The organism is Pseudomonas sp. G11, assembly GCF_029457515.1.
Classification (GTDB): Bacteria; Pseudomonadota; Gammaproteobacteria; order Pseudomonadales; family Pseudomonadaceae; genus Aquipseudomonas; species Aquipseudomonas gorinensis.
Genome location: NZ_CP120377.1, coordinates 1,915,559 through 1,940,600, shown reverse-complemented (window position 1 = coordinate 1,940,600; position 25,042 = coordinate 1,915,559). Strand labels below are relative to the sequence as shown.

General features: G+C 60.4%; 27 protein-coding genes and 1 tRNA gene. 9 read left to right on the top strand and 19 right to left on the bottom strand.

The window, feature by feature from the left end; all coding sequences use genetic code 11:
• Positions 1-148 precede the first annotated feature (148 nt).
• Entirely contained in the window at positions 149-1,123 is a 975-nt protein-coding gene (locus P2T68_RS08860) for a LysR family transcriptional regulator (RefSeq protein WP_277379255.1), read from the top strand.
• On the opposite strand, the gene P2T68_RS08855 is transcribed toward P2T68_RS08860, so the two are convergent.
• The 9 genes from P2T68_RS08855 to dapA form a co-directional block, all read right to left on the bottom strand.
• Positions 1,112-1,879, bottom strand: coding sequence for a transcriptional regulator (locus P2T68_RS08855; protein WP_024074007.1), 768 nt, complete (start codon positions 1,877-1,879; stop codon positions 1,112-1,114). The genes P2T68_RS08860 and P2T68_RS08855 overlap by 12 nt on opposite strands.
• Positions 1,876-2,373, bottom strand: a complete 498-nt coding sequence (locus P2T68_RS08850; protein ID WP_277379740.1) for an RNA polymerase sigma factor — start codon at positions 2,371-2,373, stop codon at positions 1,876-1,878. Before P2T68_RS08850 ends, P2T68_RS08855 begins: the two co-directional genes overlap by 4 nt.
• Positions 2,374-2,433: 60 nt before the next feature.
• Positions 2,434-2,985: a hypothetical protein gene (locus P2T68_RS08845; protein WP_277379254.1), complete on the bottom strand. Its 552-nt coding sequence runs from the start codon at positions 2,983-2,985 to the stop codon at positions 2,434-2,436.
• A gap of 43 nt (positions 2,986-3,028) precedes the next feature.
• Positions 3,029-3,586 (bottom strand): cytochrome b, encoded by a 558-nt coding sequence (locus P2T68_RS08840; protein WP_069075461.1) that lies wholly within the window; start codon positions 3,584-3,586, stop codon positions 3,029-3,031.
• A gap of 155 nt (positions 3,587-3,741) precedes the next feature.
• Positions 3,742-3,831: transfer RNA gene (locus P2T68_RS08835), tRNA-Ser, on the bottom strand.
• Between the two features lie 84 nt (positions 3,832-3,915).
• Entirely contained in the window at positions 3,916-4,629 is a 714-nt protein-coding gene (purC, locus tag P2T68_RS08830; protein ID WP_024074003.1) for a phosphoribosylaminoimidazolesuccinocarboxamide synthase, read from the bottom strand.
• Positions 4,630-4,656: 27 nt separating this feature from the next.
• Positions 4,657-5,415, bottom strand: a complete 759-nt coding sequence (locus P2T68_RS08825) for an MBL fold metallo-hydrolase (RefSeq protein WP_024074002.1) — start codon at positions 5,413-5,415, stop codon at positions 4,657-4,659.
• Positions 5,416-5,419: 4 nt separating this feature from the next.
• Complete coding sequence (gene bamC, locus P2T68_RS08820; RefSeq protein WP_024074001.1) at positions 5,420-6,535, bottom strand: outer membrane protein assembly factor BamC; 1,116 nt, start codon at positions 6,533-6,535, stop codon at positions 5,420-5,422.
• Between the two features lie 17 nt (positions 6,536-6,552).
• On the bottom strand, positions 6,553-7,431 hold the full coding sequence (gene dapA / locus P2T68_RS08815; RefSeq protein WP_024074000.1) for a 4-hydroxy-tetrahydrodipicolinate synthase: 879 nt from the start codon (positions 7,429-7,431) through the stop codon (positions 6,553-6,555).
• 273 nt (positions 7,432-7,704) lie between these two features.
• Between dapA and P2T68_RS08810 the strand changes: the two genes are divergently transcribed.
• Together P2T68_RS08810 and P2T68_RS08805 are read left to right on the top strand one after the other, a co-directional pair.
• Entirely contained in the window at positions 7,705-8,265 is a 561-nt protein-coding gene (locus P2T68_RS08810; protein WP_003172487.1) for a glycine cleavage system protein R, read from the top strand.
• A gap of 10 nt (positions 8,266-8,275) precedes the next feature.
• Complete coding sequence (locus tag P2T68_RS08805) at positions 8,276-8,749, top strand: peroxiredoxin (protein WP_024073999.1); 474 nt, start codon at positions 8,276-8,278, stop codon at positions 8,747-8,749.
• 103 nt (positions 8,750-8,852) lie between these two features.
• Here P2T68_RS08805 and P2T68_RS08800 read toward each other — a convergent pair whose 3' ends face one another.
• Positions 8,853-9,923 (bottom strand): AI-2E family transporter, encoded by a 1,071-nt coding sequence (locus tag P2T68_RS08800; RefSeq protein ID WP_277379253.1) that lies wholly within the window; start codon positions 9,921-9,923, stop codon positions 8,853-8,855.
• Between the two features lie 32 nt (positions 9,924-9,955).
• Entirely contained in the window at positions 9,956-10,195 is a 240-nt protein-coding gene (locus P2T68_RS08795) for a sulfurtransferase TusA family protein (RefSeq protein WP_024073997.1), read from the bottom strand.
• A 94-nt stretch (positions 10,196-10,289) separates the two neighbouring features.
• On the opposite strand from P2T68_RS08795, the gene P2T68_RS08790 reads away from it, so the two are divergent.
• On the top strand, positions 10,290-11,723 hold the full coding sequence (locus P2T68_RS08790; protein WP_277379252.1) for a M48 family metalloprotease: 1,434 nt from the start codon (positions 10,290-10,292) through the stop codon (positions 11,721-11,723).
• 65 nt (positions 11,724-11,788) lie between these two features.
• Here the strand turns inward: P2T68_RS08790 and P2T68_RS08785 are convergent, their stop codons facing one another.
• The 4 genes from P2T68_RS08785 to rpoE all read right to left on the bottom strand — a co-directional run bounded on the left by P2T68_RS08785 (position 11,789) and on the right by rpoE (position 15,641).
• Positions 11,789-13,225: a DegQ family serine endoprotease gene (locus P2T68_RS08785; RefSeq protein ID WP_024073995.1), complete on the bottom strand. Its 1,437-nt coding sequence runs from the start codon at positions 13,223-13,225 to the stop codon at positions 11,789-11,791.
• Between the two features lie 235 nt (positions 13,226-13,460).
• The gene (locus P2T68_RS08780; RefSeq protein ID WP_024073994.1) at positions 13,461-14,423 is read right to left on the bottom strand and encodes a MucB/RseB C-terminal domain-containing protein; all 963 of its coding nucleotides are present in this window, start codon (positions 14,421-14,423) and stop codon (positions 13,461-13,463) included.
• A gap of 16 nt (positions 14,424-14,439) precedes the next feature.
• Complete coding sequence (locus tag P2T68_RS08775; protein ID WP_024073993.1) at positions 14,440-15,027, bottom strand: RseA family anti-sigma factor; 588 nt, start codon at positions 15,025-15,027, stop codon at positions 14,440-14,442.
• Between the two features lie 32 nt (positions 15,028-15,059).
• Complete coding sequence (rpoE, locus tag P2T68_RS08770) at positions 15,060-15,641, bottom strand: RNA polymerase sigma factor RpoE (RefSeq protein ID WP_003172477.1); 582 nt, start codon at positions 15,639-15,641, stop codon at positions 15,060-15,062.
• Between the two features lie 463 nt (positions 15,642-16,104).
• Here rpoE and nadB point away from each other — a divergent pair, with 463 nt between their 5' ends.
• Positions 16,105-17,721, top strand: a complete 1,617-nt coding sequence (gene nadB, locus P2T68_RS08765) for an L-aspartate oxidase (RefSeq protein ID WP_024073992.1) — start codon at positions 16,105-16,107, stop codon at positions 17,719-17,721.
• Here the strand turns inward: nadB and P2T68_RS08760 are convergent.
• Both P2T68_RS08760 and P2T68_RS08755 read right to left on the bottom strand, forming a co-directional pair.
• Positions 17,690-18,136: a protein YgfX gene (locus P2T68_RS08760; protein ID WP_024073991.1), complete on the bottom strand. Its 447-nt coding sequence runs from the start codon at positions 18,134-18,136 to the stop codon at positions 17,690-17,692. The two genes, nadB and P2T68_RS08760, sit on opposite strands and share 32 nt — an antisense overlap.
• Positions 18,120-18,374 (bottom strand): succinate dehydrogenase assembly factor 2, encoded by a 255-nt coding sequence (locus tag P2T68_RS08755; protein WP_024073990.1) that lies wholly within the window; start codon positions 18,372-18,374, stop codon positions 18,120-18,122. Before P2T68_RS08755 ends, P2T68_RS08760 begins: the two co-directional genes overlap by 17 nt.
• 139 nt (positions 18,375-18,513) lie before the next feature.
• Between P2T68_RS08755 and P2T68_RS08750 the strand changes: the two genes are divergently transcribed.
• Positions 18,514-19,455 (top strand): folate-binding protein YgfZ, encoded by a 942-nt coding sequence (locus P2T68_RS08750; RefSeq protein WP_024073989.1) that lies wholly within the window; start codon positions 18,514-18,516, stop codon positions 19,453-19,455.
• A gap of 36 nt (positions 19,456-19,491) precedes the next feature.
• Entirely contained in the window at positions 19,492-20,313 is an 822-nt protein-coding gene (locus tag P2T68_RS08745) for an HDOD domain-containing protein (RefSeq protein WP_277379250.1), read from the top strand.
• On the opposite strand, the gene P2T68_RS08740 is transcribed toward P2T68_RS08745, so the two are convergent.
• Together P2T68_RS08740 and P2T68_RS08735 are read right to left on the bottom strand one after the other, a co-directional pair.
• Complete coding sequence (locus tag P2T68_RS08740) at positions 20,314-21,699, bottom strand: sensor histidine kinase (protein WP_024073987.1); 1,386 nt, start codon at positions 21,697-21,699, stop codon at positions 20,314-20,316.
• Positions 21,692-22,363, bottom strand: a complete 672-nt coding sequence (locus P2T68_RS08735; RefSeq protein WP_024073986.1) for a response regulator — start codon at positions 22,361-22,363, stop codon at positions 21,692-21,694. The genes P2T68_RS08740 and P2T68_RS08735 overlap by 8 nt, the downstream gene beginning before the upstream one ends.
• 235 nt (positions 22,364-22,598) lie before the next feature.
• On the opposite strand from P2T68_RS08735, the gene P2T68_RS08730 reads away from it, so the two are divergent.
• Both P2T68_RS08730 and P2T68_RS08725 read left to right on the top strand, forming a co-directional pair.
• Positions 22,599-23,891 carry an OprD family porin gene (locus P2T68_RS08730; protein ID WP_150054726.1) on the top strand — a complete coding sequence of 431 codons (1,293 nt, stop codon included), beginning with the start codon at positions 22,599-22,601 and terminating at the stop codon, positions 23,889-23,891.
• Between the two features lie 45 nt (positions 23,892-23,936).
• Positions 23,937-24,920 (top strand): tripartite tricarboxylate transporter substrate binding protein, encoded by a 984-nt coding sequence (locus P2T68_RS08725; protein ID WP_024073983.1) that lies wholly within the window; start codon positions 23,937-23,939, stop codon positions 24,918-24,920.
• The last annotated feature ends 122 nt before the right edge of the window (positions 24,921-25,042 follow it).

Here is a 25,042-nt window from a genome sequence, read left to right as displayed (position 1 = left end):
CCTTTGGTTATTTTTTTGGCAGGAGAAAGGTCGAACGCATGCGCTCTGATGGCGCTTGTCAGGGGTGATTTATCGTCGCGGGGCTATGATTAGTCAATTTTCTATTTATTATTCCAATTATAAATTCTGCTTATTATTGAGCCGCGCCATGTCCGAACCCCGTCGCGATATTCACCCCCTGCTCAACGACCGCCTGGACTGGAACCTGCTGCGCACCTTCCGCGTGATCGGCCAGGAACTGAGCATCAGCCGCGCCGCCGCCCGCCTGCATTTGACCCAACCGGCGATCAGCCAGGCCCTCAAGCGCCTGGAAGAACAACTCGACTGCCAACTCATCGCCCGCCGTGGCCCGCGCTTCGTACTGACCGAGGCCGGTGAACAGATCTTCGCCATTGCCGTCGAGATGTACGGCCAGGTCTCGCAGATGAGCAACGCCCTGCAGAAACCTGGCGATGAAGTGATCGGCAAGGTGCGTTTGCTGATGATCAGTCGGATCAACTCGGACCTTTTCGATGAGTTTCTCGCGGACTTTCATCGTGAACATCCACGGGTCGACCTGGAAGTAGAGGTGATGCGCAGCTCCGACATCGTCGCCGCCCTGCTGGAAAAAACCGCCACCCTGGGCCTGAGCCTCAACCGTCGACCACAGCCACGGCTGGAGCAGCATCTGTTCCTGCGCCAGCGCTACGCGTTCTTTTGCGGACAGCACCATGCCCTGTTCGGACGCAGCGGATTGGCGGAGGGGGATTTGCAGTCGGAGAACTTCGTGAGTTTCACCAGTGATCAAATCGGCGGGATGCTATCGCCGCTGACGATCTTTCGTGATCAGCAGGGCTTCAGCGGGCGGATCGTGGCGTCGTCGTCCAGCCTGGAAGAGGTACGCCGCCTGGTGATCGCCGGGTTTGGTTTGGGCTGCCTGCCGGTTCACGTGGTGGCGGAAGATGTGAAGAACGGGCTGCTGTGGCGGCTGCCGCCGGATGAGGGGATTGCCGATGTGGATATCCACTTGCTGTGGCATCGGGAGCAGAAGATGAGTCGAGCGGAAACGGTGTTCATTGAGTCGCTGTTGGGGCGGTTGGCGAGTGCAGCAGACGATGCCGGCTCACCGGGTTCAAGCTATTAACGTCCGTTCGACGCGGCTGGCCATGATCTGCAAATCCTCGAATGTGTTTCTCCCGATCAGCATGAAGCCATGGGACAGGCTGGCCCAATACACCACATTCATGCCTCGGCGCTGCTCGGTAGCGACGGGCTGCGCGCCCTTTTGGCTGGCGGTGATACACAGTGCCAATGGACCATGGCGCGGATCCAGGTAGGTCAATTGGCCGATCACTACGCCTTCATAGTCGAGGATCTGCGCACGCCGGAACTCGGCGCCGGGCAGAGTTACCGCCTCTGGAGATAACGGCAGCCCCAATTGTGCCCCCACGCCATTGAGTTGGGCGATGTGAGAGGCGCGATCAGCGCTGAGGTTTTCCAGGGTCTGCGGTGTGTACAGGGCCATGTATTCGGCAACCGAGGCACGCCAGCCTTGAGCGGATTGCGCGCGAGGCCAACTGATGAACAGGCGGTCGGCAACTGCGCCTGCCACGGCAAAACCGGCGGCTACGGCCAGGAAGCGACGTCGACTCAGCGCTGGGGCTTGTGCCGCTGGCAAGGCGTTGAGCATTGCCTGCATCCGCGCGGTAGGTGCTTGACCCAGCACCGAGTCGAAGGCGGCCTTGAAGGGTAAGTCAGCGCACTGCAAAGCCTCCAGGCGTGCAGCCAGCACCGGGTCCGTGCGGACCTGATCGGCGATGAACGCCCGCTGCTCCACCTCCAGCTCGCCATCCAGATAAGCCACCAACCACTCATCGGACGGTACGTTAGTCTGAGTCATCGCCGTTCTCCGCTGGATTTATCCTGCTGGGCCGCAGAGGGTGTGGTCTGCACCAGTTTCAAGCGGGCGGCGGCCAACCGGCTCATCACAGTCCCGACGGGAATATGCAGCACCTCGGCAATTTCCTTGTAGGAAAGCCCTTCGACGTACGCCAGAAACACTGTTTCCCGCTGTGCTTCAGGCAACCCGTTAACGAGCTTGATCACTTGCGCGGCCAATACCTGATCCTGAGCCTGGCTCTCGCCATCGAAGGACAACGCCTGTTCACCTTCGACAAACCCCTGCCCCTGGCGTACCCGTTGCGAACGCACCTCGTTGAGCCAGATGGAATGCATGATCGACAGCAGCCAGCGGTCCAGGCGCGTGCCGGCCGCGAACTGCCCGGCACGCTCCAATGCTCGCACACAGGTCGCCTGCACCAAGTCTTCGGCCAGATGCTTTTGCCGCGACAACACCAACCCATATCGCCATAAACGCGGCAACAACAGGCCCAGCTCGCGACGAAACTCAGCCTCTCTGGTGATGGCTGCCCCCTGTCGGTTCACTCATCGGTTTCAAGCCTGTGGCGCGGCGGCGATAGCTTCGGCGAGGTCTTGGTACTCTTCGCAGGTGGTGCTGCACAAGGCTTTGATTTTCACCAGTTGCTCTTGCGCTAGGTCGACGCGCCCTTTGATCACATAGGCCTCGCCCAGGTACTCGCGAACCTGCGCGTAGTTGGGGTCGAGCGCGACGGACTTCAGGTAATAACCGATACCTTCATCGGTGCGCCCCAGTTTGCGCGTGGCATAGCCGCGATAGTTGAGAGCCTTGGCGGTGTTCGGGTTTTGCAGGGTATCGAGCAATGCCAGGGCTTCGTCGTAGCGCCCATCTTTGGCCAGGCGGTAGGCGTAATCGGTACGGTCGGCGTCCGAAGTGGCTTTGCTGGTTTGCAGCACGCATTTTCCGCTCTTGGTATCCCAGACCTGGCCTTTCGGGCAGTTAGGCTTGGGCGGGGCCGATTCGTCACCGGAGGCGTGAGCTGGGCCTGCGAGTAAAGCGGCGGCCATGCAAGCACTGAAGAACAGCGCGGTGCGGTAAGTGACGGGGTGTTCGTGGCGGTTTTTCATGGTTGTCATGCTCCGTAACGATGGGGAGGTGCAACAGCGAACATCACTTTTGAAGCGCATTACCTGAACCGGGCAACATACGGCGCAGCGTGTTGTCGCCGACGACAACGTGATGCCAGAGCGCAGCCGCGGCATGCAGGCCCGCCAGCAGGATGATCGCCCATGCCACATTGTCATGCAGACCACCCAGGGCGCCCCTCCATTCGTGATCAATCACAACGGGAGCAGGAATGGGGAACAGCCCGAAGAAATTGAACGGCTCGCCTTGAGCCCAGCGAAACATAAAGCCCAGGACGATCTGCGCCAACAGCAACAGGTACAGGCAACCATGCGCCATTTTCGCCAGCAGGTTAAGCGCCCGGGGACTGTCGGACTTTGGATGATGACCCGCAATCAATCGCCAGGCGATCCGCACGACAATCAACAGCGCCATCGCAATGCCGAGCGAGATATGCAGCGATTGCAGGCCTTTGCGCAGCGGCGTGCCCTTCTCCAGGTTTTCCCAGAGATGGGCACTGGCAAACATGAAGATCACCACGGCAGCGGTGAGCCAGTGGAAGATGCGGGTCCAACGGTCGTAGCGGTCGGTCGGTATGTTCATGGGCATTCCCTGATGGTGTGAGTAGTGAACACCGCAGCGGGGAAAGTTATTCGGTGAGGCGCAAAAAAATAGATGTGCTTCGGCCGTTGCCAAGCGAATACCCGGAAACGAAAAAGCCCCGTAGCTTATTCAGCTACGGGGCTTTTTCTATGTAATGGCGGAGAGATAGGGATTCGAACCCTAGGTACCGGTGAAGGTACAACGGATTTCGAATCCGTCCCATTCGGCCACTCTGGCATCTCTCCAACGGCGCGCATCATAACAGCCTGTTTCGTGGAAGCAAAGCTCGAATAGAGATTTTTTTCCGTGCTATCAGATGCTTGCGTCGATTACAGCGGTACGCCGAGACGATGGGCGACTTCTTCGTAGGCTTCGATCACATCACCGAGGCCCTGGCGGAAGCGGTCTTTGTCCATCTTCTTCTTGGTGTCCTTGTCCCACAGGCGGCAGCCGTCCGGGCTGAATTCGTCGCCCAGGACGATAGAGCCGTCGTGGAACACACCGAATTCCAGCTTGAAGTCCACCAGCAGGAGGCCTGCGTCGTCGAACAGCTTGCTCAGCACGTCGTTGACCTTGAGGGACAACTCCTTCATGCGCGCCAGTTGCTCAGCGGTGCCCCAACCGAACGCCACGACGTGGGATTCGTTGATGAACGGGTCGCCCTTGGCGTCGTCCTTCAGGAACAGCTCGAACGTGTAAGGGTTGAGCTTGAGGCCCTCTTCCACGCCCAGGCGCTTGACCAGGCTGCCGGCGGCGTAGTTACGCACGACGCATTCCACCGGGATCATGTCCAGCTTCTTGACCAGGCACTCGTTGTCGCTCAGCAGTTTGTCGAATTGGGTCGGGATGCCGGCCGCTTCGAGTTTCTGCATGATGAAGGCGTTGAACTTGTTGTTCACCATGCCCTTGCGATCCAGTTGCTCGATGCGCTTGCCGTCGAACGCCGAGGTGTCGTTGCGAAACAGCAGGATCAGGCGGTTGGCGTCGTCGGTCTTGTACACCGACTTGGCTTTGCCGCGGTAGAGTTCTTCACGTTTTTCCATGATGGGCTCCGCTTTGAGTGAGGTGGGCTAGGCGATGTGTCGCCAGTCGAGCCCTGAATCTTGATCGGCCAGTTGCAGCCAGTCCGGGTCGCACCCAAGGGTGTCGACAAAACATTGCCGGGCAAGCGTCGGCAGGTTGTTCTTGCTGCTCAAGTGGGCCAGGACCAGGTGTTGCAGGTCTTGCCAGCCCAACTCGTACACCAGGTACGCCGCCTGGTGGTTGTTCAAATGTCCCAGTTCGCCCCCCACCCGCTGCTTGAGAAAGTACGGGTAGTGACCGCGAGCCAGCAGGTCTCGGCAGTGGTTGGACTCGATCATCAAGGCATCGAGGTTCCGGTAACCGTCCAGCACCTTGGCACAGTAGGAGCCCAGGTCGGTGAGCACGCCGAAGCGCCGCTCCCCATCACTGAATACATACTGCGTAGGTTCCTGGGCGTCGTGCGCCACGGCAATCACATTGATGCTCAACGCGCCAATCTGCAGTTGCTCGCCACCCGCCAGGAAACCTGCGGGTTCAACGGGTTTGCGCATCCCGCGCAACGTACCGCGACTGAGGTACACCGGAAGATTGTAGCGCCGAGACAGCAAACCCACGCCATGCACGTGGTCGGCATGTTCGTGGGTCACCAGGATCGCGCTCAGCTGCGAGGGGTGAACCCCCAGGCGCAGCAGGCGCCGCTCGGTTTCCCGCAAGGAGAAACCACAATCAACCAGCACGTACGTGTCGTCGTGGGCGACCAGCGTACCGTTCCCTTGGCTACCGCTGCCGAGAACGGCAAAACGCACCGGATCAGCCCAGGTTGTCTTGAATCACGCCCAACACTTTGCGCGCTGTTTCAGCGGGCGCAACAGTGTTGATGTTTTTCTCGACGGTGACTTGTACGGTTTCGCCAACCTTGCTCAGGCGAACCTGATAACGCTCGGCGCGGGTTTCGATCTCTTCCTTGGTCGGCTTGCTGCCGAACAACTTGCCGAAGAAACCAGGCTCGTCGTCTTTCTTCTCGGCTTTTTCAGCCACGTTGATGTAGTACAGGCCGAGGCTGCGGTTGATGTCTTCAACGCGCCAAGGGCCTTGTTCCAAAGCACGACCCACACTGGCCCAGGCACGGTCCAGGTCTTCACCCAGGTTCAGCACCACGTTGCCGCTACCGTCCTCGGTGAGACTGACGCGGCTAGGGGTGTCGTAATCACGTGCCGCGAGCAGGGAAACGGAACCGCCCTTCTCGGAAATACGGCTCATGCTGGCCAGCATCTCGTCGACCAAGGCGGCATCGACGCCGGTGTTGACCGAGCGGTTGGTGAACTCGACGTTGGACGTGCTGCCGGCAGGACGCTCGGCGCTGACCACATAGACTTCACTGGTATTGCGCTGTACGCCAGGCTCGATGCGCACACGCACACGGGCTTCGCTGTCAGCCGCGACGCCACCGGCCTGCAGGCGCTTGGCCATGTTGGCGGACAGCTCGCTGCCTTGCTGCCATGCGGTGGTGAACTCACCGGTCTGCGGGCGCTGCTCGTCGATGCGGAAACCGTTGTCCTGGAAGAACTGCACGGCCACCGGCCAGACTTCGGCAGGTGGGCGCTGCGCCACGATCCAACGCGAGTCACCGCTCTTCTGCAAGCTGTAGTCGCTGGCATCCGCCACGGCCGAGATCGGCTGTGGACGTGGCACTACGTACTCACCCTTGGTGGTGTCGTCGGCCACGTTACGCGGGATCGGCAGCAACGGGTCAAGGCGCTTGGCAACATTGACGTCCGGTGGTAATTGCATCGGTTTGGTTGCTTGTGCTTCCAGGTAATCGCTGCCGCGGTCACGGAAGTAGCCTTCCGGGCCCCAGATCCAACCGCAGCCACTGGTGCTGGAGATAATCAAGGCAAGTGCGGAAAGTCCGGCCAATCGCTTCATGCGTAGTGCTTCCTCAATTAAACCAGGACGCCGGACTGGCGCAGGGCCTGTCGCAGCGGTTCGTGAAAGGCTTCGCTGAGACGGGTGAGCGGCAGACGGATACCGTCCGGCATCATGCCCATCTCGAACAGCGCCCATTTCACGGGAATAGGGTTGGATTCGATAAACAGTGTCTTGTTGAGTGGCATCAGCTTCTCGTGGATCGCACGGGCAGTCACGGCATCGCCAGCAAGGGCGGCTGCGCACATGTCGCTCATGGCGCGGGGGGCCACGTTGGCGGTCACGGAAATGTTGCCCTTGCCGCCCAGCAGGATCAGCTCGACTGCCGTGGCGTCGTCACCGGAATACACCAGGAAGTCGCTGCGCACGCCGGCCAGGATGTCCTTGGCACGTTGCAGGTCGCCGGTGGCTTCCTTGATGCCGATGATGTTCGGCACGGTGGACAGGCGGATCACGGTCTCAGCCTTCATGTCGCACGCGGTGCGGCCCGGTACGTTGTAGAGGATCTGCGGAATATCGACGGCTTCGGCAATGGTACGGAAGTGCTGGTACAGGCCTTCCTGGGTCGGCCTGTTGTAGTACGGGGTCACCAGCAGGCAGGCATCTGCGCCGGCTTTCTTGGCGTTCCTGGTCAGCTCGATGGCTTCACGCGTCGAATTGGCGCCCGTACCGGCGATCACGGCGATACGGCCCGCGACACGCTTGACCACGAATTCGATCACCTGGATGTGTTCTTCCACATCGAGGGTGGCCGATTCACCCGTGGTGCCGACCGCCACGATGGCGTTGGTGCCTTCTTGCAGGTGGAAGTCCACCAGTTTGCCAAGGCTGTCCCAGTCGAGATGACCTTGTGCATCCATGGGTGTGACCAGTGCCACCATACTGCCCGCAATCATGCAACCGCTCCTGCCGGAAAAAGAGAGCCGTAATGGTACTGGCGCCAAGATGCTTGTACAAGCGAAGTACCGCCTGAGGATGCGTTCTGGATCAACTAAACGACGGGCAATGCCATCATTGCGCGAAAGTGGGGGTCGCGGTGGGGTAAAAACCCGCCGATCACGCAATGAAAACGCCACCTCCTATCCCTTGGCGACGCTTTTCGCTACCCTTCATGCTTTGATCGATACAGCCCTCACCGTATCGACCGCTCATCGTTTTAGGAAGGCTGCATGTCCACCCCCACAGTTCGCGAACAATTCCTTGTTATCAGTGCCCTCGGCGCCAACCCCATGGAGCTGACCAACGTCCTGTGCCGCGCCAGCCATGAAAACCGCTGCGCCGTCGTGACCTCGCGCCTGACCCGCCATGGCGAGTGCAGTGCGCTGGTGTTGCAGATCTCCGGCACCTGGGACGCCCTGGCGCGCCTTGAGACTGGCCTGCCGGGCCTGGCCAAGAAGCACGACTTCACCGTCAACGTGGTGCGCAGCGCCGCCCTGGAGAACCGTCCCCAGGCCCTGCCTTATGTCGCGTATGTCAGCTCGGCCTATCGCTCGGACATCGTCAATGAGCTGTGCCAGTTCTTTATCGACCATAACGTCGAACTGGAGAACCTGACCTGCGACACGTACCAGGCCCCGCAAACCGGCGGCACCATGCTCAATGCCACCTTCACCGTGACCTTGCCGGCCGGCGTGCAGATCAGCTGGTTGCGCGACCAGTTCCTGGACTTCGCCGATGCCTTGAACCTTGACGCGCTGATCGAGCCTTGGCGCCCACAGAACCCAATGTAAGGAACCCTCCATGGCGGTAGTCATCGACAAACCCGTAGCCGATTTCGAAGCCCCGGCCACCAGCGGCCAGACCTTCAGCATCAAAGCCCTCAAGGGCAAGCAAGTGGTGATCTACTTCTACCCGAAGGACAGCACCCCGGGCTGCACCACTGAAGGCCAGGGTTTCCGTGACCAGTACGCAGCGTTCAAGGCCGCCAACACCGAGGTGTTTGGCGTGTCGCGCGACAGCGTGAAGTCCCACGAGAACTTCAAGGGCAAGCAGGCATTCCCCTTTGAGCTGATCAGCGACAAGGACGAGGCGGTTTGCCAACTGTTCGATGTCATCAAGCTGAAGAAGCTATACGGCAAGGAATACCTGGGTGTGGATCGCAGCACGTTCCTGATCGATAGTGAAGGAGTGCTGCGTCAGGAATGGCGCGGCGTGAAAGTGCCAGGGCATGTGGACGCCGTGTTGGCGGCGGCGCAGGCTTTGAACAAGGCTTGATCAGCAGCGCGAGCCACTGTAACGAGGGCGCTTGCTCCGGCTGGGCTGCGAAGCGGCTCCAATAAAAAGGCAGCAAGCGCCCTCGTCACAATTCGCCCTGCCGCTATAACAAAGGCGCCACCACCGGCTCCTGCCGCGGCCACGCGTCCAGCACCGCCTTGAACAGCGTTGCCAGGGGAATCGCAAAGAACACCCCCCAGAATCCCCACAACCCGCCGAACAACAATACCGCGCAGATGATTGCCACCGGGTGCAGGTTGACGGCTTCGGAGAACAGCAGCGGCACCAGCACGTTGCCGTCCAGGGTCTGGATAATCCCGTACACCGCCATCAGGTAGATGAACTGGTCACTCCACCCCCACTGGAACAGGGCGATCAATGTGACCGGTACCGTCACCACCACGGCGCCGACATACGGTACCACCACGGAAATGCCGACCAGCAAGGCCAACAGCGCTGCGTAGTTCAAGTCCAGGGCGATAAAGGCGATGTAGGTCACGCCCCCACAGATAATGATCTCAATGACCTTGCCCCGAATGTAGTTGGCAATCTGCCGGTTCATCTCCTCAGCCACCCGGGTAATCAGCGCCCGCTCGCGCGGCAGGTAGCCACTGACCCAGCGACCGATCATTGCGCGGTCTTTAAGGAAGAAGAACACCAGGATCGGCACCAGCACCAGGTAGATCATGATATTGACCAGCAGCGGCAGGCTGGACAGGGAAAAAGTAAGCGCCCATTGGCCGAATTTTCCGATCTCGCCACGGGCCACTTCGATGGCCTGTAGCACCTGCTCGTCCGATACCAGGTGCGGATAGCGCTCCGGCAACAGCAGCAACAGTGACTGCCATTTGGCGAGCATGCCCGGCAGCTCGTTGAACAGGGTGATCAATTGGTGCCACAACAGCGGTACCACGATCACGATAAAGACCAGCAGCAACCCCATGAACAAGGCAAACACCAAGCCCACCGCCGCCGCGCCCGGCAAGCGCAGACGCTCCAGGGTGGTAACCAGGCCTTGCATCAGGTAGGCCAGCACCATCCCCGCCAGCACCGGCGCGAGCATGCCGCCCAAGGTGAGTACGGCGGTGAACGCGAGGAAGAGCAGGACCGCCAGCACCACGGCTTCTTCATCGGAAAAGTAACACTGAATCCAGTCTCGTAACACCTTGAACATCAATCAACCTCAGACAATGGGGGGCAAACGGCTCAGGCCTTGCGCAACCAGTAACAGTAGACGCCGGCTGCATCTTCTTCATGCAACAACGTGTGGCCTGCCAGTTTGGCAAAGGTGCGAAAGTCACGCTGGGAGCCTGCGTCCGTGGCGATCACCTTGAGTATTGCGCCACTGGCCAAACGATTGAGTTCCAACTTGGCCTTGAGCAAGGGCAACGGGCAATTGAGGCCGCTGGCATCGAGTTCGGCATCAAAGGCTACAGCGTCGGTCATGGTTTTACTCCGGGCAGCGTTCGGGGTGCTTAGAATATCTGGTCCGAAGCTCAGTGTCCGGCTACAGTAAGCTCTTTGTCCAAAGGCTCTGTGCATGACTTTCTTGCGCCCCACCCTGCTGACGCTGGCTTGCCTGCTGGCCTCTCCAGGCTTCGCTGACGACCTGCCGTCACTTGGCGACGCCAGCTCTGCCATTGTCTCGCCACAACAGGAATACCAACTGGGTCGTGCCTGGCTGGCTTACCTGCGCGGCCAGGTCTCACAGCTTAACGATCCGCAGCTCAAGGATTACGTCGAAACCAGCGTGTACAAGCTGGTGGAGACCAGCCAGGTCAATGACCGGCGCCTGGAGTTCATCCTGATCGACAGCCCGCAGCTCAACGCCTTTGCCGCACCTGGCGGCATTGTGGGGGTCAACGGCGGCCTGTTCCTGAATGCGCAGACCGAAGGTGAGTACGCTTCAGTGCTGGCTCACGAATTGGCTCACTTGTCGCAACGCCATTTCGCCCGAGGCGTGGAAGCACAGCAACACATGCAGATCCCGATGATGGCCGCCCTGCTTGGCGGCATCATTGCTGCCGCCGCAGGTGCCGGCGATGCCGGTATTGCCGCGATCGCCGGCACCCAGGCCGCCGCGATCCAGGAACAACGAAGGTTCTCTCGCCAGAATGAGCAAGAGGCCGACCGTATCGGCATCCTCAACCTGGAAAAAGCCGGTTATGACCCGCGCTCCATGCCGACCATGTTCGAGCGCCTGATGCGCCAATACCGCTTCGACGCCAAGCCCCCTGAATTCCTGCTGACTCACCCGGTAACCGAATCGCGGATCGCCGACACCCGCAACCGCGCGGAGCAAGCCAAGCCCGGTGGCAAGGAAGACAGTCTGCGCTATCAGTTGATTCGCGCACGGGTGCAGTTGCAATACGAAGACACGCCTGGGCTGGCCGCCAAGCGCTTTCAGGCACAGTTGGACGAGAACCCGAAGAACGATGTGGCGCGCTATGGCCTGGCCATTGCCCAGATCAAGGGCACCCAGCTCAAGCAAGCCCGGGAAAACCTGGCCCCTTTGCTGGCCAAGGCCCCCAACGATATCACCTACAACCTTGCGCAAATCGAGCTGGACATCACCAGCAATCACTTGCCGGATGCCCAGCAACGGACCGACCGGATGCTTACCCAGTACCCCGGCAACTATCCGCTGAACCAGGTGCGGGTTGACTTGCTGCTCAAGCAGAACCGCACCGCCGATGCAGAAAAAGCCCTGGACGGCTTGCTCAAGTCCCGCCCGGACGATCCGGACGTGTGGTATCAGGTCGCGGAGACGCGCGGCTTGTCCGGCAACATCATCGGCCTGCATCAGGCTCGCGCCGAGTACTTTGCACTGGTGGGCGATTTCCAGCAGGCGATCCAGCAGCTGGACTTTGCCAAGCGCCGCGCCGGCAACAACTTCCCCCTGTCATCCCGCATCGATGCACGCCAGCGCGAGCTGATCGAGCAGGAACGCCTGGTCAAAGGGATGATGAGTTAAACCCATCGCCCACAAAAAAGCCCCGTCTTCGCTGAACGAAGGCGGGGCTTTTTTATTGGGCTGTGTTACTCAGCCAGCTTGAAGGTAATGAAGCTGGCACGGCCCTGACGCAATACCCGCATCGATACCGTACGGTTCTTCGGCAGCGCCTTGGCGATGTCGGTGAACTGCTTGGTGTTGTCGATCGCCTGATTGTTCAGGTGAGTAATCACGTCACCTGGCTGCAGGCCAATCAACGCCGCAGGGCCGTCCTGGACTTCCTTGATCACCACGCCGCTTTTCAGGTCGAAGGTCTTTTTCTGCTCATCGGTCAGCTCGGCCACGGCAATACCCAGGCGATTGCTGCTGCGTTCGGCGCCCGGCTTGGTGTTACCCAGGGCGTCGAGGGTCGCGCCTTCTTCAGGGATCGCGCCAACGGTCAGTTCAACGTTCTGGCGCTTGCCTTCACGGATCACTTCCAGCTTGGCCTTGCTACCTGCCTTGAGTGCGCCCACCAGGTGCGGCAGGTCTGCCGACATGATGATCGGCTGGCCATTCATGCTCAGGATCACGTCGCCCACTTGCAGGCCGCCTTTGGCAGCAGGGCCGTCATCCTGGATCTGCGCGACCAGGGCACCCGCCGGTTTGTCGAGGCCGAAGGATTCAGCCAGGTCTTTGTTCACTTCCTGAATCACTACGCCCAACCAGCCACGGCTGACCTTGCCACCGCTTTTCAGCTGGTTGGAAACATCCATGGCCACGTCGATCGGGATGGCGAACGACACGCCCATGAACCCACCGGAACGGGTGTAGATCTGCGAGTTGATCCCCACCACTTCGCCGTTCAGGTTGAACAGTGGACCACCGGAGTTGCCCGGGTTGATCGGCACGTCGGTCTGGATGAACGGTACATAGTTTTCGTTCGGCAGGCTGCGACCGATGGCGCTGACAATACCTTGGGTCACCGTATGGTCAAAGCCAAACGGCGAACCGATTGCCACTACCCATTGCCCTGCCTTCAGGTCCTGGGACTTGCCCAGTTTCAGCACCGGCAGGTCCTTGCCATCGATTTTCAGCAAGGCCACGTCGGAACGAGGATCGGTGCCGACCAGCTTGGCTTTCAACTCACTGCGGTCGGCCAGGCGCACCAGAATCTCGTCAGCGTCGGCAATCACATGGTTGTTGGTGAGGATGTAGCCATCCGGCGAAATGATGAAGCCAGAGCCCAGGGATTGCGCTTCACGCTGACCGCCACCACGGGGGGATCGCTGTTGCGGCGGCATGCCACGCTCGAAGAACTCGCGCAGCATCGGCGGCAAGCCCTCCAGGTCGGGCATCTGCTGGTTCGAGACTTTGCGATCCGGCAATTTCTGCGTGGTACTGATATTCACCACGGCAGGCGAGGCTTGCTCAACCAATTGAGTGAAGTCAGGCAGCTCGACCGCTTGCGCGGACACGGCCTGACCCAGCACCAATACCGTGGCGACTATGGATAGGTAAGACTTCAAACGTGGTATCGACATACAGCTCCCGTTACGACGAGCAGGGTTGAGCGACAGGGTTCAAAAAACGCCGGAAACTGCGACCGACATCTTTGTTCCGCGAACAAAACAAGGCCAGAGCCGACATGCCCTGACCTATAAAAAACATGAGGGATTTTTGCAAGTGAAAATGCTGATCCGGACATTTCATGTCTCTCGGCAACCAACCTGGCAGGGACTTAGAGTGAAAGGTCAGGATGAACATAAGATTAACGACTCACGGCTTGGTCACTGGCTTTTTATCACCGCGTACCGACAGCGCGATGCGCTCGGCAGTGCCAATCGGGATTTCGCCGACGACCGTCACCATCATTTCTCCCTCCACCGTGTTCAGGCGGCGAGACACAGCAACCGTAGGGCCTAGCTGTGTACGAGTTTCCGACACGCTTACGTCGCTGATCGGCTCAAGAAACACCGAAAAACGCGCCAGCCCATCTTCGTACATCAGGCTATCGACGGTTGCTTTGGTCTGGGTGTCTTTACGGGTACTGCGACTGGTCAACTGAAATCCGGGAGGCAGCCATTCAAGGTGCCAGGCCTCCGTGGCCTCGACTTCAGGCGCCTTGCTGTTGACGACTGCAATAGGCGTGCATTCGCTGCTGGGCTGCAAGTCACGGTCATCTGGCAGGACCGCAGTGTTCAGTCGCGTGAACTGGAAGCGCTCGAGTAATTGGCCCTGGTCATTGAGCAGCAGGGACTTGAGCGGCAAGGCAGTCTCACGGTCCAGATGCAACTCGAACCCATAACGGTATTGGTCGCGCGGGGTGATCGACACAATCACTGCATTACGACCGGCCACGCGAGATTTGCCGATAACGGCCAGCTCGTAGAATTGAGTGAGTTTTTGCGGATCAAGCGTACGCGAAGGCGCGTCACGCGAATTACCAAGACCTGCGACCAATGTGCCACTGACGCACTGTGTCCGGCCATCTACGCGCACGACTTCCTGAGCCGAACCGTCAAGCTGCAAAAGCCGCTCACGGACTTGGCCATCCTGGACACGATGCCAGATGTCATGGGTAGAGAAACTGCCGTTACGCTCGTAGACGAACGTCCCTTGAAAGCTTTGCTGCTGCTCTGCACGCCCAAGTCGAGTCAGCCAGTCTTGGGCTTCATCGGCGTGGGCGGGGAGTGCAAACCAGCCACTAAGCAAAAGCGTAAGGAGCGGTATGGCGCGCATAGGGCTCCTTAACGGTTCAGCGGTTTTCCAGGCTTGCTGCGCGAGCGTATGGCAAAGCGCTTTCAGTGCCTTTCAAGGCCGATTCCTGGGCGTGTTGGCGCAGGTAGCCTGGAAGACGCTGGTCCTGCCAGCCGGATTGCCCTTGAAGAACGCCATTGGCCATTGGGCCAGTGGTTTCGGAGCTTTCCTTGTAGCCGGCCAGTACAGCCGGGCCCTTGACTTGCGGACCGGCCATGACCGGCTGCTGGGTCTGCTGGGCCAGTTCGGCACCGGCGATCTCGTCCTGGTTGTACAGGCGAACACCGGCCAATACGGCAACAGTCACCGAAGCAGCCACTGCCAGACGACCCAGGCTACGCCACGGTCCACGTGCAGCTTTTGCCGGAACGGCTTCATCAGCCAGTGCAGCAGAAACGGCCGCAGCAATATCCAGACGAGGGATTAGGAGATCCTTGTGCATCACCGCCCGAGCAACTTGGTAACGAGACCAGGTGTCACGGGTTTCGGCATCATCAAATGCGTTGAGCACTCGACGAAGTTCCAGTTCATCCGCTTCGTTATCCATCACTGCGGACAGCGATTCCTGCAGGGCATCACGACTCATGGCGGTTCCTCTCTTGGCTGTCGCCGCTGTCTTTAGTTTTCCTGCAACAACGGTTGCAAGGCTTTATCGATGGCTTCCCGGGCCCGGAAAATCCGTGACCTTACAGTCCCCACCGGACACTGCATGACGCTCGCAATGTCTTCGTAACTCAGACCATCGAATTCACGTAAAGTTAACGCCGTACGCAAATCTTCTGGCAGTTGCTGAATTGTGCGATGAACGGTTCCTTCGATCTCGTCGCGCAGCAATGCACGCTCCGGCGACTCGAGATCTTTGAGGCCGTGATCACCATCGTAAAATTCTGCATCTTCTGAACTTACATCACTATCCGGTGGGCGGCGTCCGCGAGACACCAGATAGTTCTTCGCCGTGTTGATGGCGATGCGATATAGCCACGTGTAAAACGCACTATCCCCGCGAAAATTGCCCAGTGCACGGTATGCCTTGATAAAAGCTTCCTGTGCAACGTCCTGCGCTTCATGGGTGTCGTGCACAAACCGCACGATCAACCCGAGAATTTTGTGCTGGTATTTCAGCACTAGCAGATCAAAAGCTCGCTTGTCGCCGCGTTGAACGCGCTCGACCAGCTGCTGATCCTCTTCCTGGGTTAGCATGAACACTCCTCGTTGTACTTGAAGGAGGCTTGCATAACTAAACGATCAGGCTTGCAAACATAGACTAGGACTTTTCGCAAAAGTTCTCCCCCTCCAAGCAAGTTTCCGGCATGCACTGATTTGGCACACACGAAAAACGCAGTACGGGCAACGCCGACTGCGCGAATAATCTTGTCGTCGGTTTTCTGACGCGTCCAATGCTCCCGACGGGCCAATAAACTCAACGTTTTCCCAGCTTCCGGGCAACCTGCTATTGAGTCGGGGCTTATGCAAAAAGTTCCCGTTTCAATAACTGGCCGATTTTACCCTGGCCGTGCACCGTAATCTCACATTGCCACGAATGCCCGACTATTGTGCCGCTCCCCCCCTCTATATACTAGTGGCCCGTGTGCCCCTTTGATTCGCCGATCCAGGCGTCCTGTTTGCACCAATCCTTCGGATCGCTTTTTGCGGAATCCTTCCAATGAGCCAACAGTTTCAACACGATGTCCTGGTGATCGGTAGCGGCGCGGCCGGCCTGAGCCTTGCACTGACCCTCCCCAGCCACCTGCGCATTGCCGTACTGAGCAAAGGCGACCTGGCCAACGGCTCGACATTCTGGGCCCAGGGCGGTGTCGCCGCGGTATTGGACGACACCGACACAGTGCAATCCCACGTCGAAGACACCCTCAACGCGGGCGCCGGCTTGTGCAACGAAGACGCGGTGCGGTTCACCGTCGAGCACAGCCGCGAAGCGATCCAATGGCTGATCGACCAGGGCGTGCCATTCACCCGCGATGAACACGCGGGGAGCGACGACGGTGGTTTCGAATTCCACCTGACCCGCGAAGGCGGCCACAGCCATCGACGCATCATTCATGCGGCCGATGCCACCGGCGCTGCAATCTTCAAGACCCTGCTCGACCAGGCCCGCCAACGCCCCAACATCGAATTGCTCGAGCAACGCGTCGCCGTCGACCTGATCACCGAAAAACGCCTGGGCCTGGAAGGCGAACGCTGCCTCGGCGCCTACGTACTCAACCGCACCAGCGGCGAAGTCGATACCTACGGCGCGCGTTTCACCATCCTCGCCTCGGGTGGCGCGGCCAAGGTATACCTCTATACCAGCAACCCCGACGGGGCCTGCGGCGATGGCATTGCCATGGCCTGGCGCTCAGGCTGCCGGGTGGCCAACCTGGAATTCAACCAGTTCCACCCCACCTGCCTGTATCACCCGCAGGCCAAGAGTTTCCTGATCACCGAGGCTCTGCGCGGCGAAGGCGCCCACCTGAAACTGCCGAATGGCGAGCGCTTCATGCAACGCTTTGACCCGCGCGCCGAGCTGGCGCCGCGGGATATCGTCGCCCGCGCCATCGACCATGAAATGAAGCGCCTGGGCATCGACTGCGTCTATCTCGATATCAGCCACAAGCCCGAAGCCTTCATCAAGACCCACTTCCCAACGGTCTACGAGCGCTGCCTGGCCTTCAACATCGACATCACCAAGGGCCCGATCCCGGTAGTGCCGGCCGCGCACTACACCTGCGGCGGCGTGGTGGTCGACCAACATGGCCGCACCGACGTACCTGGCTTGTACGCGATCGGCGAAACCAGCTTCACCGGCCTGCACGGCGCCAACCGCATGGCCAGCAACTCGCTGCTCGAATGCTTCGTCTACGCACGCTCGGCCGCGGCGGACATCCTGGACCAACTGCCGCGCATTCCTGTGCCTGCCGCCCTGCCCCGCTGGGACGCCAGCCAGGTTACCGATTCGGATGAAGACGTGATCATCGCCCACAACTGGGACGAGCTGCGGCGCTTCATGTGGGACTACGTGGGGATCGTGCGCACCAACAAGCGCCTGCAAAGGGCTCAACACCGGGTGCGCCTGCTGCTGGATGAGATCGATGAGTTCTACAGCAACTATAAGGTCAGCCGTGACCTGATCGAATTGCGCAACCTGGCCCAGGTTGCGGAACTGATGATCCGCTCGGCCATGGAACGCAAGGAAAGCCGGGGTCTGCACTACACCCTCGACTACCCACAGATGCTGCCCGAGGCCCGCGACACTATCCTGGTGCCAACCACCTACGGCGGCTGAATTTCAAGCGAACGCGCAGGCGCCGGTGCACATCGGCGCCCTGCGAATCCCTCGGCACGCAGGTCGAACGGACTCGCCACTCCCCCTGCACGCGATAGCGCAACACCACGATCAGCGGTAAGGCCAGGCTGTCCGGGCGCAACTGCACGCTGTGCCAGCCTCGCGCCGCGCTCCACAACTGCCAGCCGTCTTCGTCGCGGCGCAGGCCACGAATCGACGAGCGGTGTGTCAGCAGGATATGGCGCGGCACAACCCAAGCCCCATGCGCCAGGCACAGCAAGCCAGCCAGGCTGGAGAACGGTAGGTCGATAACGAGCAAGGCACCCAACGCGAACAGCTGGGCCAGGAGATACACCGCCAGCATCAGCCGTGAGGCCTGCCAGCGGCATTCAAAGCGATTACTTGGGCTGGACACGGTCCAGGATCATCCGAACCATGCGTTGCAGTTCCGGGTCTTCGGACTCTGCGCGCTCCATGAACCAGCCGAACATGTCCTGGTCTTCGCATTCCAGCAGCCGCACGTAACAGGCGCGATCCGCCTCGTTGAGAGTGGCGTAAACCTCTTTGACGAATGGCACCAGCAACACGTCCAGTTCAAGCATGCCGCGGCGGCTGTGCCAGTAGAGGCGATTGAGTTCTACATCTTCGACCATGGAGCGCTCCTCAAATAGAGCGCAAGTATACAGGCCCGACGGCACCGGAACAGTCGGCTTTGGTCGCCCTTACAGAAACTATCCATTTGCCGGGCGCCCCTCTATGATGCACCCATGACTTTTTGACCTGCGATGACCCATGGCTGACTCTGCTTTTTTCTGCCCCCAGTCCCACGAAGGCGTTCTCGCCGTCCGCGGCTCCGACGCTGCCAAGTTCTTGCAGGGACAACTGACCTGCAACCTCAATTACCTGAGCGATACCCAGGCCAGCCTCGGCGCGCGCTGCACCCAAAAAGGGCGCATGCAGTCGAGCTTCCGCATCCTGTTGCAAGGTGACGGGGTGTTGCTGGCCATGGCGACCGAGCTGTTGGAGCCGCAACTGGCGGACTTGAAAAAGTACGCGGTGTTCTCAAAATCCAAGCTCACCGACGAAAGTGCCGCCTGGGTACGGTTCGGCCTGTCGGATGCAGACGCGGCCCTCGCCAGCCTGGGCCTGGTGCTGCCCACCGAGACCGATAGCGTGGCGCGTACCGAAGCGCTGATCGCCATTCGCGTCTCACCCGGCCGCGCTGAGCTCTGGGTACCTGCCGAGCAGGCAGAAGCCGTGCGCAGCCAATTGAGCGCTCAATTGAAAGAATCAGCCTTGAATGAATGGCTGCTGGGCCAGGTCCGCGCCGGTATCGGCCAGGTGATGGCGCAAACCCGCGAACTGTTCATTCCACAGATGCTCAATCTGCAAGCCGTTGGCGGCGTCAGCTTCAAGAAAGGCTGCTACACCGGCCAGGAAATCGTCGCGCGCATGCAGTACCTGGGCAAGCTCAAGCGCCGCCTGTACCGCCTGAGCCTGGATGCCGCTGAACTGCCCGAGCCAGGCACTCCACTGTTTGCCCCCAGCCACACCAGTGCGATCGGGGAAGTGGTAATCGCGGCAAAAGCACACCAGGGGATTGAACTTCTGGCCGTGTTGCAAGCCGAAGCAGCCGAGAGTGGCGATGTTCATGTAGGCACACTGGAAGGCCCCGGTTTGCAACTGCTTGATCTGCCTTACCTACTCGACCGGGATCGAGAGATCCAGCGCTGATCGCCGTACCCTTTTGCAACACCCTAGAGAGCATGAATGAACAAGCTGGAGGAAAAAGTCCAACAGGCTTTGGTGAAGGCCATCGACAACGATGACCTGGTTCTGCCGACATTACCGGAAGTGGCCCTGAACATTCGTCAGGCCGCTGAAGACCCGGAAATCAGCATCAGCCACTTGAGCAAGGTGATCGGTCGCGACACCGCGCTGTCGGCACGCCTGATCAAAGTGGTCAACAGCCCGCTGCTGCGCGCGACCCAGGAAGTGACCGACCTTCACACAGCCATCACTCGGCTGGGCACCAACTACAGCAGCAACCTGGCTATCGGCCTGGTGATGGAACAGATCTTCCACGCCCGCTCCGATGTGGTTGAACAGAAAATGCGCGACGTATGGCGCCGCAGCCTGGAAGTGGCCGGTGTCAGCTATGCCTTGTGCCGCAACCACAGCCAGCTCAAGCCAGACCAGGCGGCCTTGGGTGGCCTGGTCCACCAGATCGGCGTGCTGCCGATCCTGACCTACGCCGAAGACCACTACGAGTTGCTCTCAGACCCGGTCAGCCTTAACCACGTGATTGACAGCATCCACCCGCAACTGGGGGACAAACTCCTCGGTCGGTGGGACTTCCCGGAGATGCTGGCAAAACTGCCCGGCCAATACCTGGACCTGGAGCGCGACTCTGCCCACCTCGATTACGTCGACATCGTCCAAGTCGCGGTGCTGTACTGCTACCGCGGTACCGATCATCCCCTGGCCGACGTTCCCATCTCCAGCGTACCGGCGATGAAAAAGCTGCAAGTCGATCTTTACAGCGATGCCTTGCGCGCCGAGCTCGATGAAGCGCGCTCGATGTTTGATTGATCAACCGGCGATAAAACTCACCCGCACCTTCAACCCTGCCTGCTCCCCGTCGTGCAAACTGATCTGCGCCAGGTGCGCCCGACAGATCTCGCCGACAATCGCCAGCCCCAGGCCGGACCCCATGCCCTGTTGGCTACGTCGATAGAAGCGTTCGAACACCCGATCCCGTTCATCCAGCGGGATGCCAGGGCCATCGTCTTCCACTTCCAGTACCGCCGGCGCCGTGACCCGCAGGATCACATTGCCGCCGGGAGGCGTATGGGCCAGGGCGTTATCCACCAGGTTGCTGAGCAGCTCATTGAGCAATGTCGGTTCACCGCGCAACCACACCGGCTCATCCGCCTCCAAGGCCAATGCAACCCCACGCGCATGGGCCAACGGCGCCATCGCCATACCCAGTTCACGGGCCAATTGGCTGAGGTCCAGCAACTGCGCGCCGCCTTCGGCAATCGCCCGCGCGCCGTTTTCAATACGGGCCAACGACAGCAATTGATTGGCCAGATGGGTCAGGCGGTCGGTGCCTTGGGCCGCGCTTTCCAGGGTGCTACGCCAGGTCGCAGGGGCGTCGCTGCGCAGGCCCAGTTCAAGGCGGGCCTTGAGCGCCGCCAAAGGGGTCCGCAGTTCATGGGCGGCGTCGGCAATAAACTGCGCCTGGCGCTCGAACTGCCCGCGCAAGCGTTCGGTGAAATGGTTGAGCGAGCGCACCAGCGGGCCAAACTCAAGCTGCACTTCCACCAACGGTAACGGCCGCAAGTCATCGGGCTGGCGCTCTTCCACGGCCGTACGCAGGCGCTCCAACGGGCGCAACGCCGCACTCACCGCAAACCACACCAGCAGCAACGCGCCAATGCCGAGCATGCCCAGGCGCAGCAAGGTGTCGGCCATCAGGCTGCGGGCCATGCTGACCCGGGCTTCATCGGTCTCGGCCACGCGAATTTCCGCCATGCCGTTCATGTTCGGCTCGGAGACAGCCTTGAGCAGGCTGACCACACGCACGGGCTGGCCCTGGTACGTGGCGTTATAGAAGCGCGCCAACGCCGGGTAATCGTCGGTACGCGGCGTGCCAGGTGGCGGGCCGGGGAGGTTTTCATAACCGGAGATCAGCTTCTGGTCGATGTCATTGACCTGGTAATAGATGCGACCGGCGCTGTCGTAGGCAAAGGTGTCCAGGGCCACATACGGCACATTGGCGCTGAGGGTGCCATCCACCTGGGTCAAGCCGGCGGCAATGGTGCGTGCCGAGGCCAGCAGCGTGCGGTCATAGGCCGTGTCGGCGGCTTCGCGACCGTTCCAGTAGGCACTCATGCCGCTGGCGAGCATCAACAGCACCATGAGCAGTGCCAGGTTCCACAGCAACCGCCAGCGCAGGCTGCTGGGCTTATGCATCGCGGGCTTCCAGCAGGTAGCCCAAGCCACGGAAGGTCACGATGGCGATGGGTTGGCCATCGAGTTTCTTGCGCAGGCGGTGTACGTAGATTTCGATGGCATCGGGGCTGGCCTCTTCGTCGAGGCCAAAAACCTGGGAGGCCAGTTGTTCCTTGCTCATGACTCGGCCGGGCCGCGCGATCAGCGCTTCAAGCACCGCTTGCTCGCGGGAGGTCAACGTCATCAGCTCGCCGCCTACCGTGAAGCGGCGGGTGTCGAGGTCATAGACCAGCACACCGCAGGTTTGCTGACGCTCGCCGCCCAGGACGCTGCGCCGCAACAACGCCTTGACCCGCGCTTCCAGCTCCGTCAGCTCAAATGGCTTGGCCAGATAATCATCGGCCCCCAGGTTCAGGCCATGCACGCGGTCCTTCACGTCACTGCGCGCAGTCAGCATCAACACCGGCAGATTTTTCCCACGCGCCCGCAAGCGCGCCAGCACCTCAAAACCGTCCATGCGCGGAAGGCCGACATCAAGGATGGCCACTGCGTATTCCTCACTGCTCAAGGCCAGGTCCGCGGCCACCCCATCGTGCAGCACATCGACAGTCAACCCCGTGCTCTTGAGCGCTTGGGCGACACTTTCGGCCAGTTGCAGATGGTCTTCAACCAGGAGGACACGCATGGATTTCTACCTCGTTCGGGGGTGGTCGGCGCCACGCTTTGCGAGGCAGTTTACAGGCGCGGCCTGGCCTGTGAAGCCCGAAAACATTGAAAGCCAACTGAAAGGTTAGTGAAAGCTTCGCCCTTTAGCATCCAGCCACGGTAGGTCATGCCTGCCGCGCTACCTGATCCGTAGCGACCGAAAAACGCCTCGAAGCGTTTTCGCCAAAATAAGAACAATAACGGAGTGCACAACGATGCTGTCGACACAGCCCCAGGCTTTCCCGCCTGTGCGTTTTTCCCGCCTGACCCACACCGCCCTTGCCAGTGCCGCTGCCTTTGCCGGCTTTTCGCCGCTTAGCCAGGCTGCCTTCTTCGAAGACAGCAGCGCGACCCTGGAAACCCGCAACATGTACTTCAACCGTGACTTTCGCGACGGCACCAGCGCCCAGCAATCCAAGCGCGACGAATGGGCCCAGGGCTTCATGCTCAACCTGCAATCGGGCTACACCGACGGCACCGTGGGCTTTGGCGTAGATGCGCTGGGCATGCTCGGGGTCAAGCTCGACTCCAGCCCCGACCGCACCGGCACCGGCCTGTTGCCCACCCACGACGACGGCCGCGCCGCCAACGAGTACGCCAAGCTGGGCCTGACCGGGAAAATGAAGATCTCCGCCACCGAGCTGAAGATCGGTGCACTGATGCCCGAGCTGCCGATCCTCAAGCCCAACGACGGCCGCATCCTGCCGCAGACCTTCAACGGTGGCCTGGTCACCTCCAAGGAATTCAAGAACCTGGTCTTCACCGGCGGCCGCCTGGACAAAGCCAAGGACCGCGACGATACCAACTACGAGGACATCGCCCTCAACAACAAGAACAGCCGCTTCGTCAGCGGCGCCACCGGCAAGCACTTCAACTTCGGCGGAGTGGACTACAAGTTCGCTGACAAGATCACCGGCAGCTACCACTTTGCCCAGCTCGACGACGTGTACCGCCAGCACTTCCTCGGCCTGGTTGCCGCGCGCCCGATGGGCCCCGGCACCTTCGGCGCCGACCTGCGCCTGGCCGTCAGCGATGACACCGGCAGCGCGCGTGGCGGCAAGATCGACAACACCTCCCTCAACGGCCTGTTCAGCTATGCCCTCAATGGCCATAAGCTCAGCGCCGGCTACCAGCACATGTCCGGCGACAGCGCGTTTCCCTATGTGGATGGCAGCGACCCGTACCTGGTCAACTTCGTGCAGATCAACGACTTTGCCGGCGCTGAAGAGCGCTCTTGGCAGGCACGCTACGACTACGATTTCGCCAAGCTGGGCATTCCCGGCCTGAGTTTCATGAGCCGTTACCTCTCGGGTGACAACATCAAACTCAAGAACGGCGAGACCGGCAAGGAGTGGGAACGCAACAGCGAGATCAAGTACGTGGTGCAAAGCGGCACGTTCAAGGATGTGGCCGTGCGCCTGCGCAACGCGACTTATCGCTCCAACTATTCAGCCCGTGATGCGGATGAAATGCGCCTGCTGGTCAGCTACAGCGTCGCGCTTTGGTAAGTAGTGCCTGGTAAGCCACTCATAACAACAACGACGGAGATAACCATGACCCCTTCACTGCGTAAATTTGCCCTCGCCGCCGGCTGCATGCTGTTCGCTGGCCAACTGCTGGCCGCTGACGAACCCAAGCGCCCGGAATGCATCGCCCCGGCCTCCCCCGGCGGCGGTTTTGACCTGACCTGCAAACTGGCGCAAAGCGCGCTGGTCAACGAAAAGCTGCTGAGCAAGCCGATGCGCGTGACCTACATGCCCGGCGGCGTGGGCGCGGTGGCGTACAACGCGGTGGTCGCCCAGCGCCCGGCGGATGGCGGCACCTTGGTGGCCTGGTCCAGCGGTTCGCTGTTGAACCTGGCGCAGGGCAAGTTCGGGCGTTTCGACGAGAGCGCCGTACGTTGGCTGGCGGCAGTCGGCACCAGCTACGGCGCCATCGCAGTAAAAGCCGATTCGCCCTACAAGACCCTCGATGATCTGGTAAAGGCCCTGAAGAAAGATCCAGGCAGCGTGGTCATCGGCTCCGGCGGCACCGTCGGCAGCCAGGACTGGATGCAAACCGCGCTGATCGCCAAGGCGGCCGGGATCAACCCGCGCGAGCTGCGCTACGTGGCGCTCGAAGGCGGCGGCGAAATCGCCACGGCCCTGCTCGGTGGGCATATCCAGGTGGGCAGCACCGACATCTCCGACTCCATGCCGCATATCCTCAGCGGTGACATGCGCCTGCTGGCGGTATTCTCCGAAGAGCGCCTGGACGAGCCGGAAATGAAAAATATTCCGACCGCCAAAGAGCAAGGCTACGACATCGTCTGGCCGGTGGTGCGTGGCTTCTACCTAGGGCCAAAGGTCAGCGATGCGGACTATGCCTGGTGGAAAGACGCGTTCGACAAACTGCTGGCCTCCGACGACTTTGCCAAGCTGCGTGACCAGCGCGAACTGTTCCCGTTCGCCATGACCGGCCCGGAACTGGACACCTACGTGAAGAAACAGGTGGCTGACTACAAAGTGCTGGCCAAAGAGTTCGGCCTGATCCAGTAATCGCCCCTCTGTGGGAGCGGGCTTGCTCGCGAAAAACTTCAACGATGACGCGTGCTACCTGGATACACGCGGCGTCCTTGCGTTCTTCGTGAGCAAGCTCGCGCCGACAAGAGTCTCCAAGG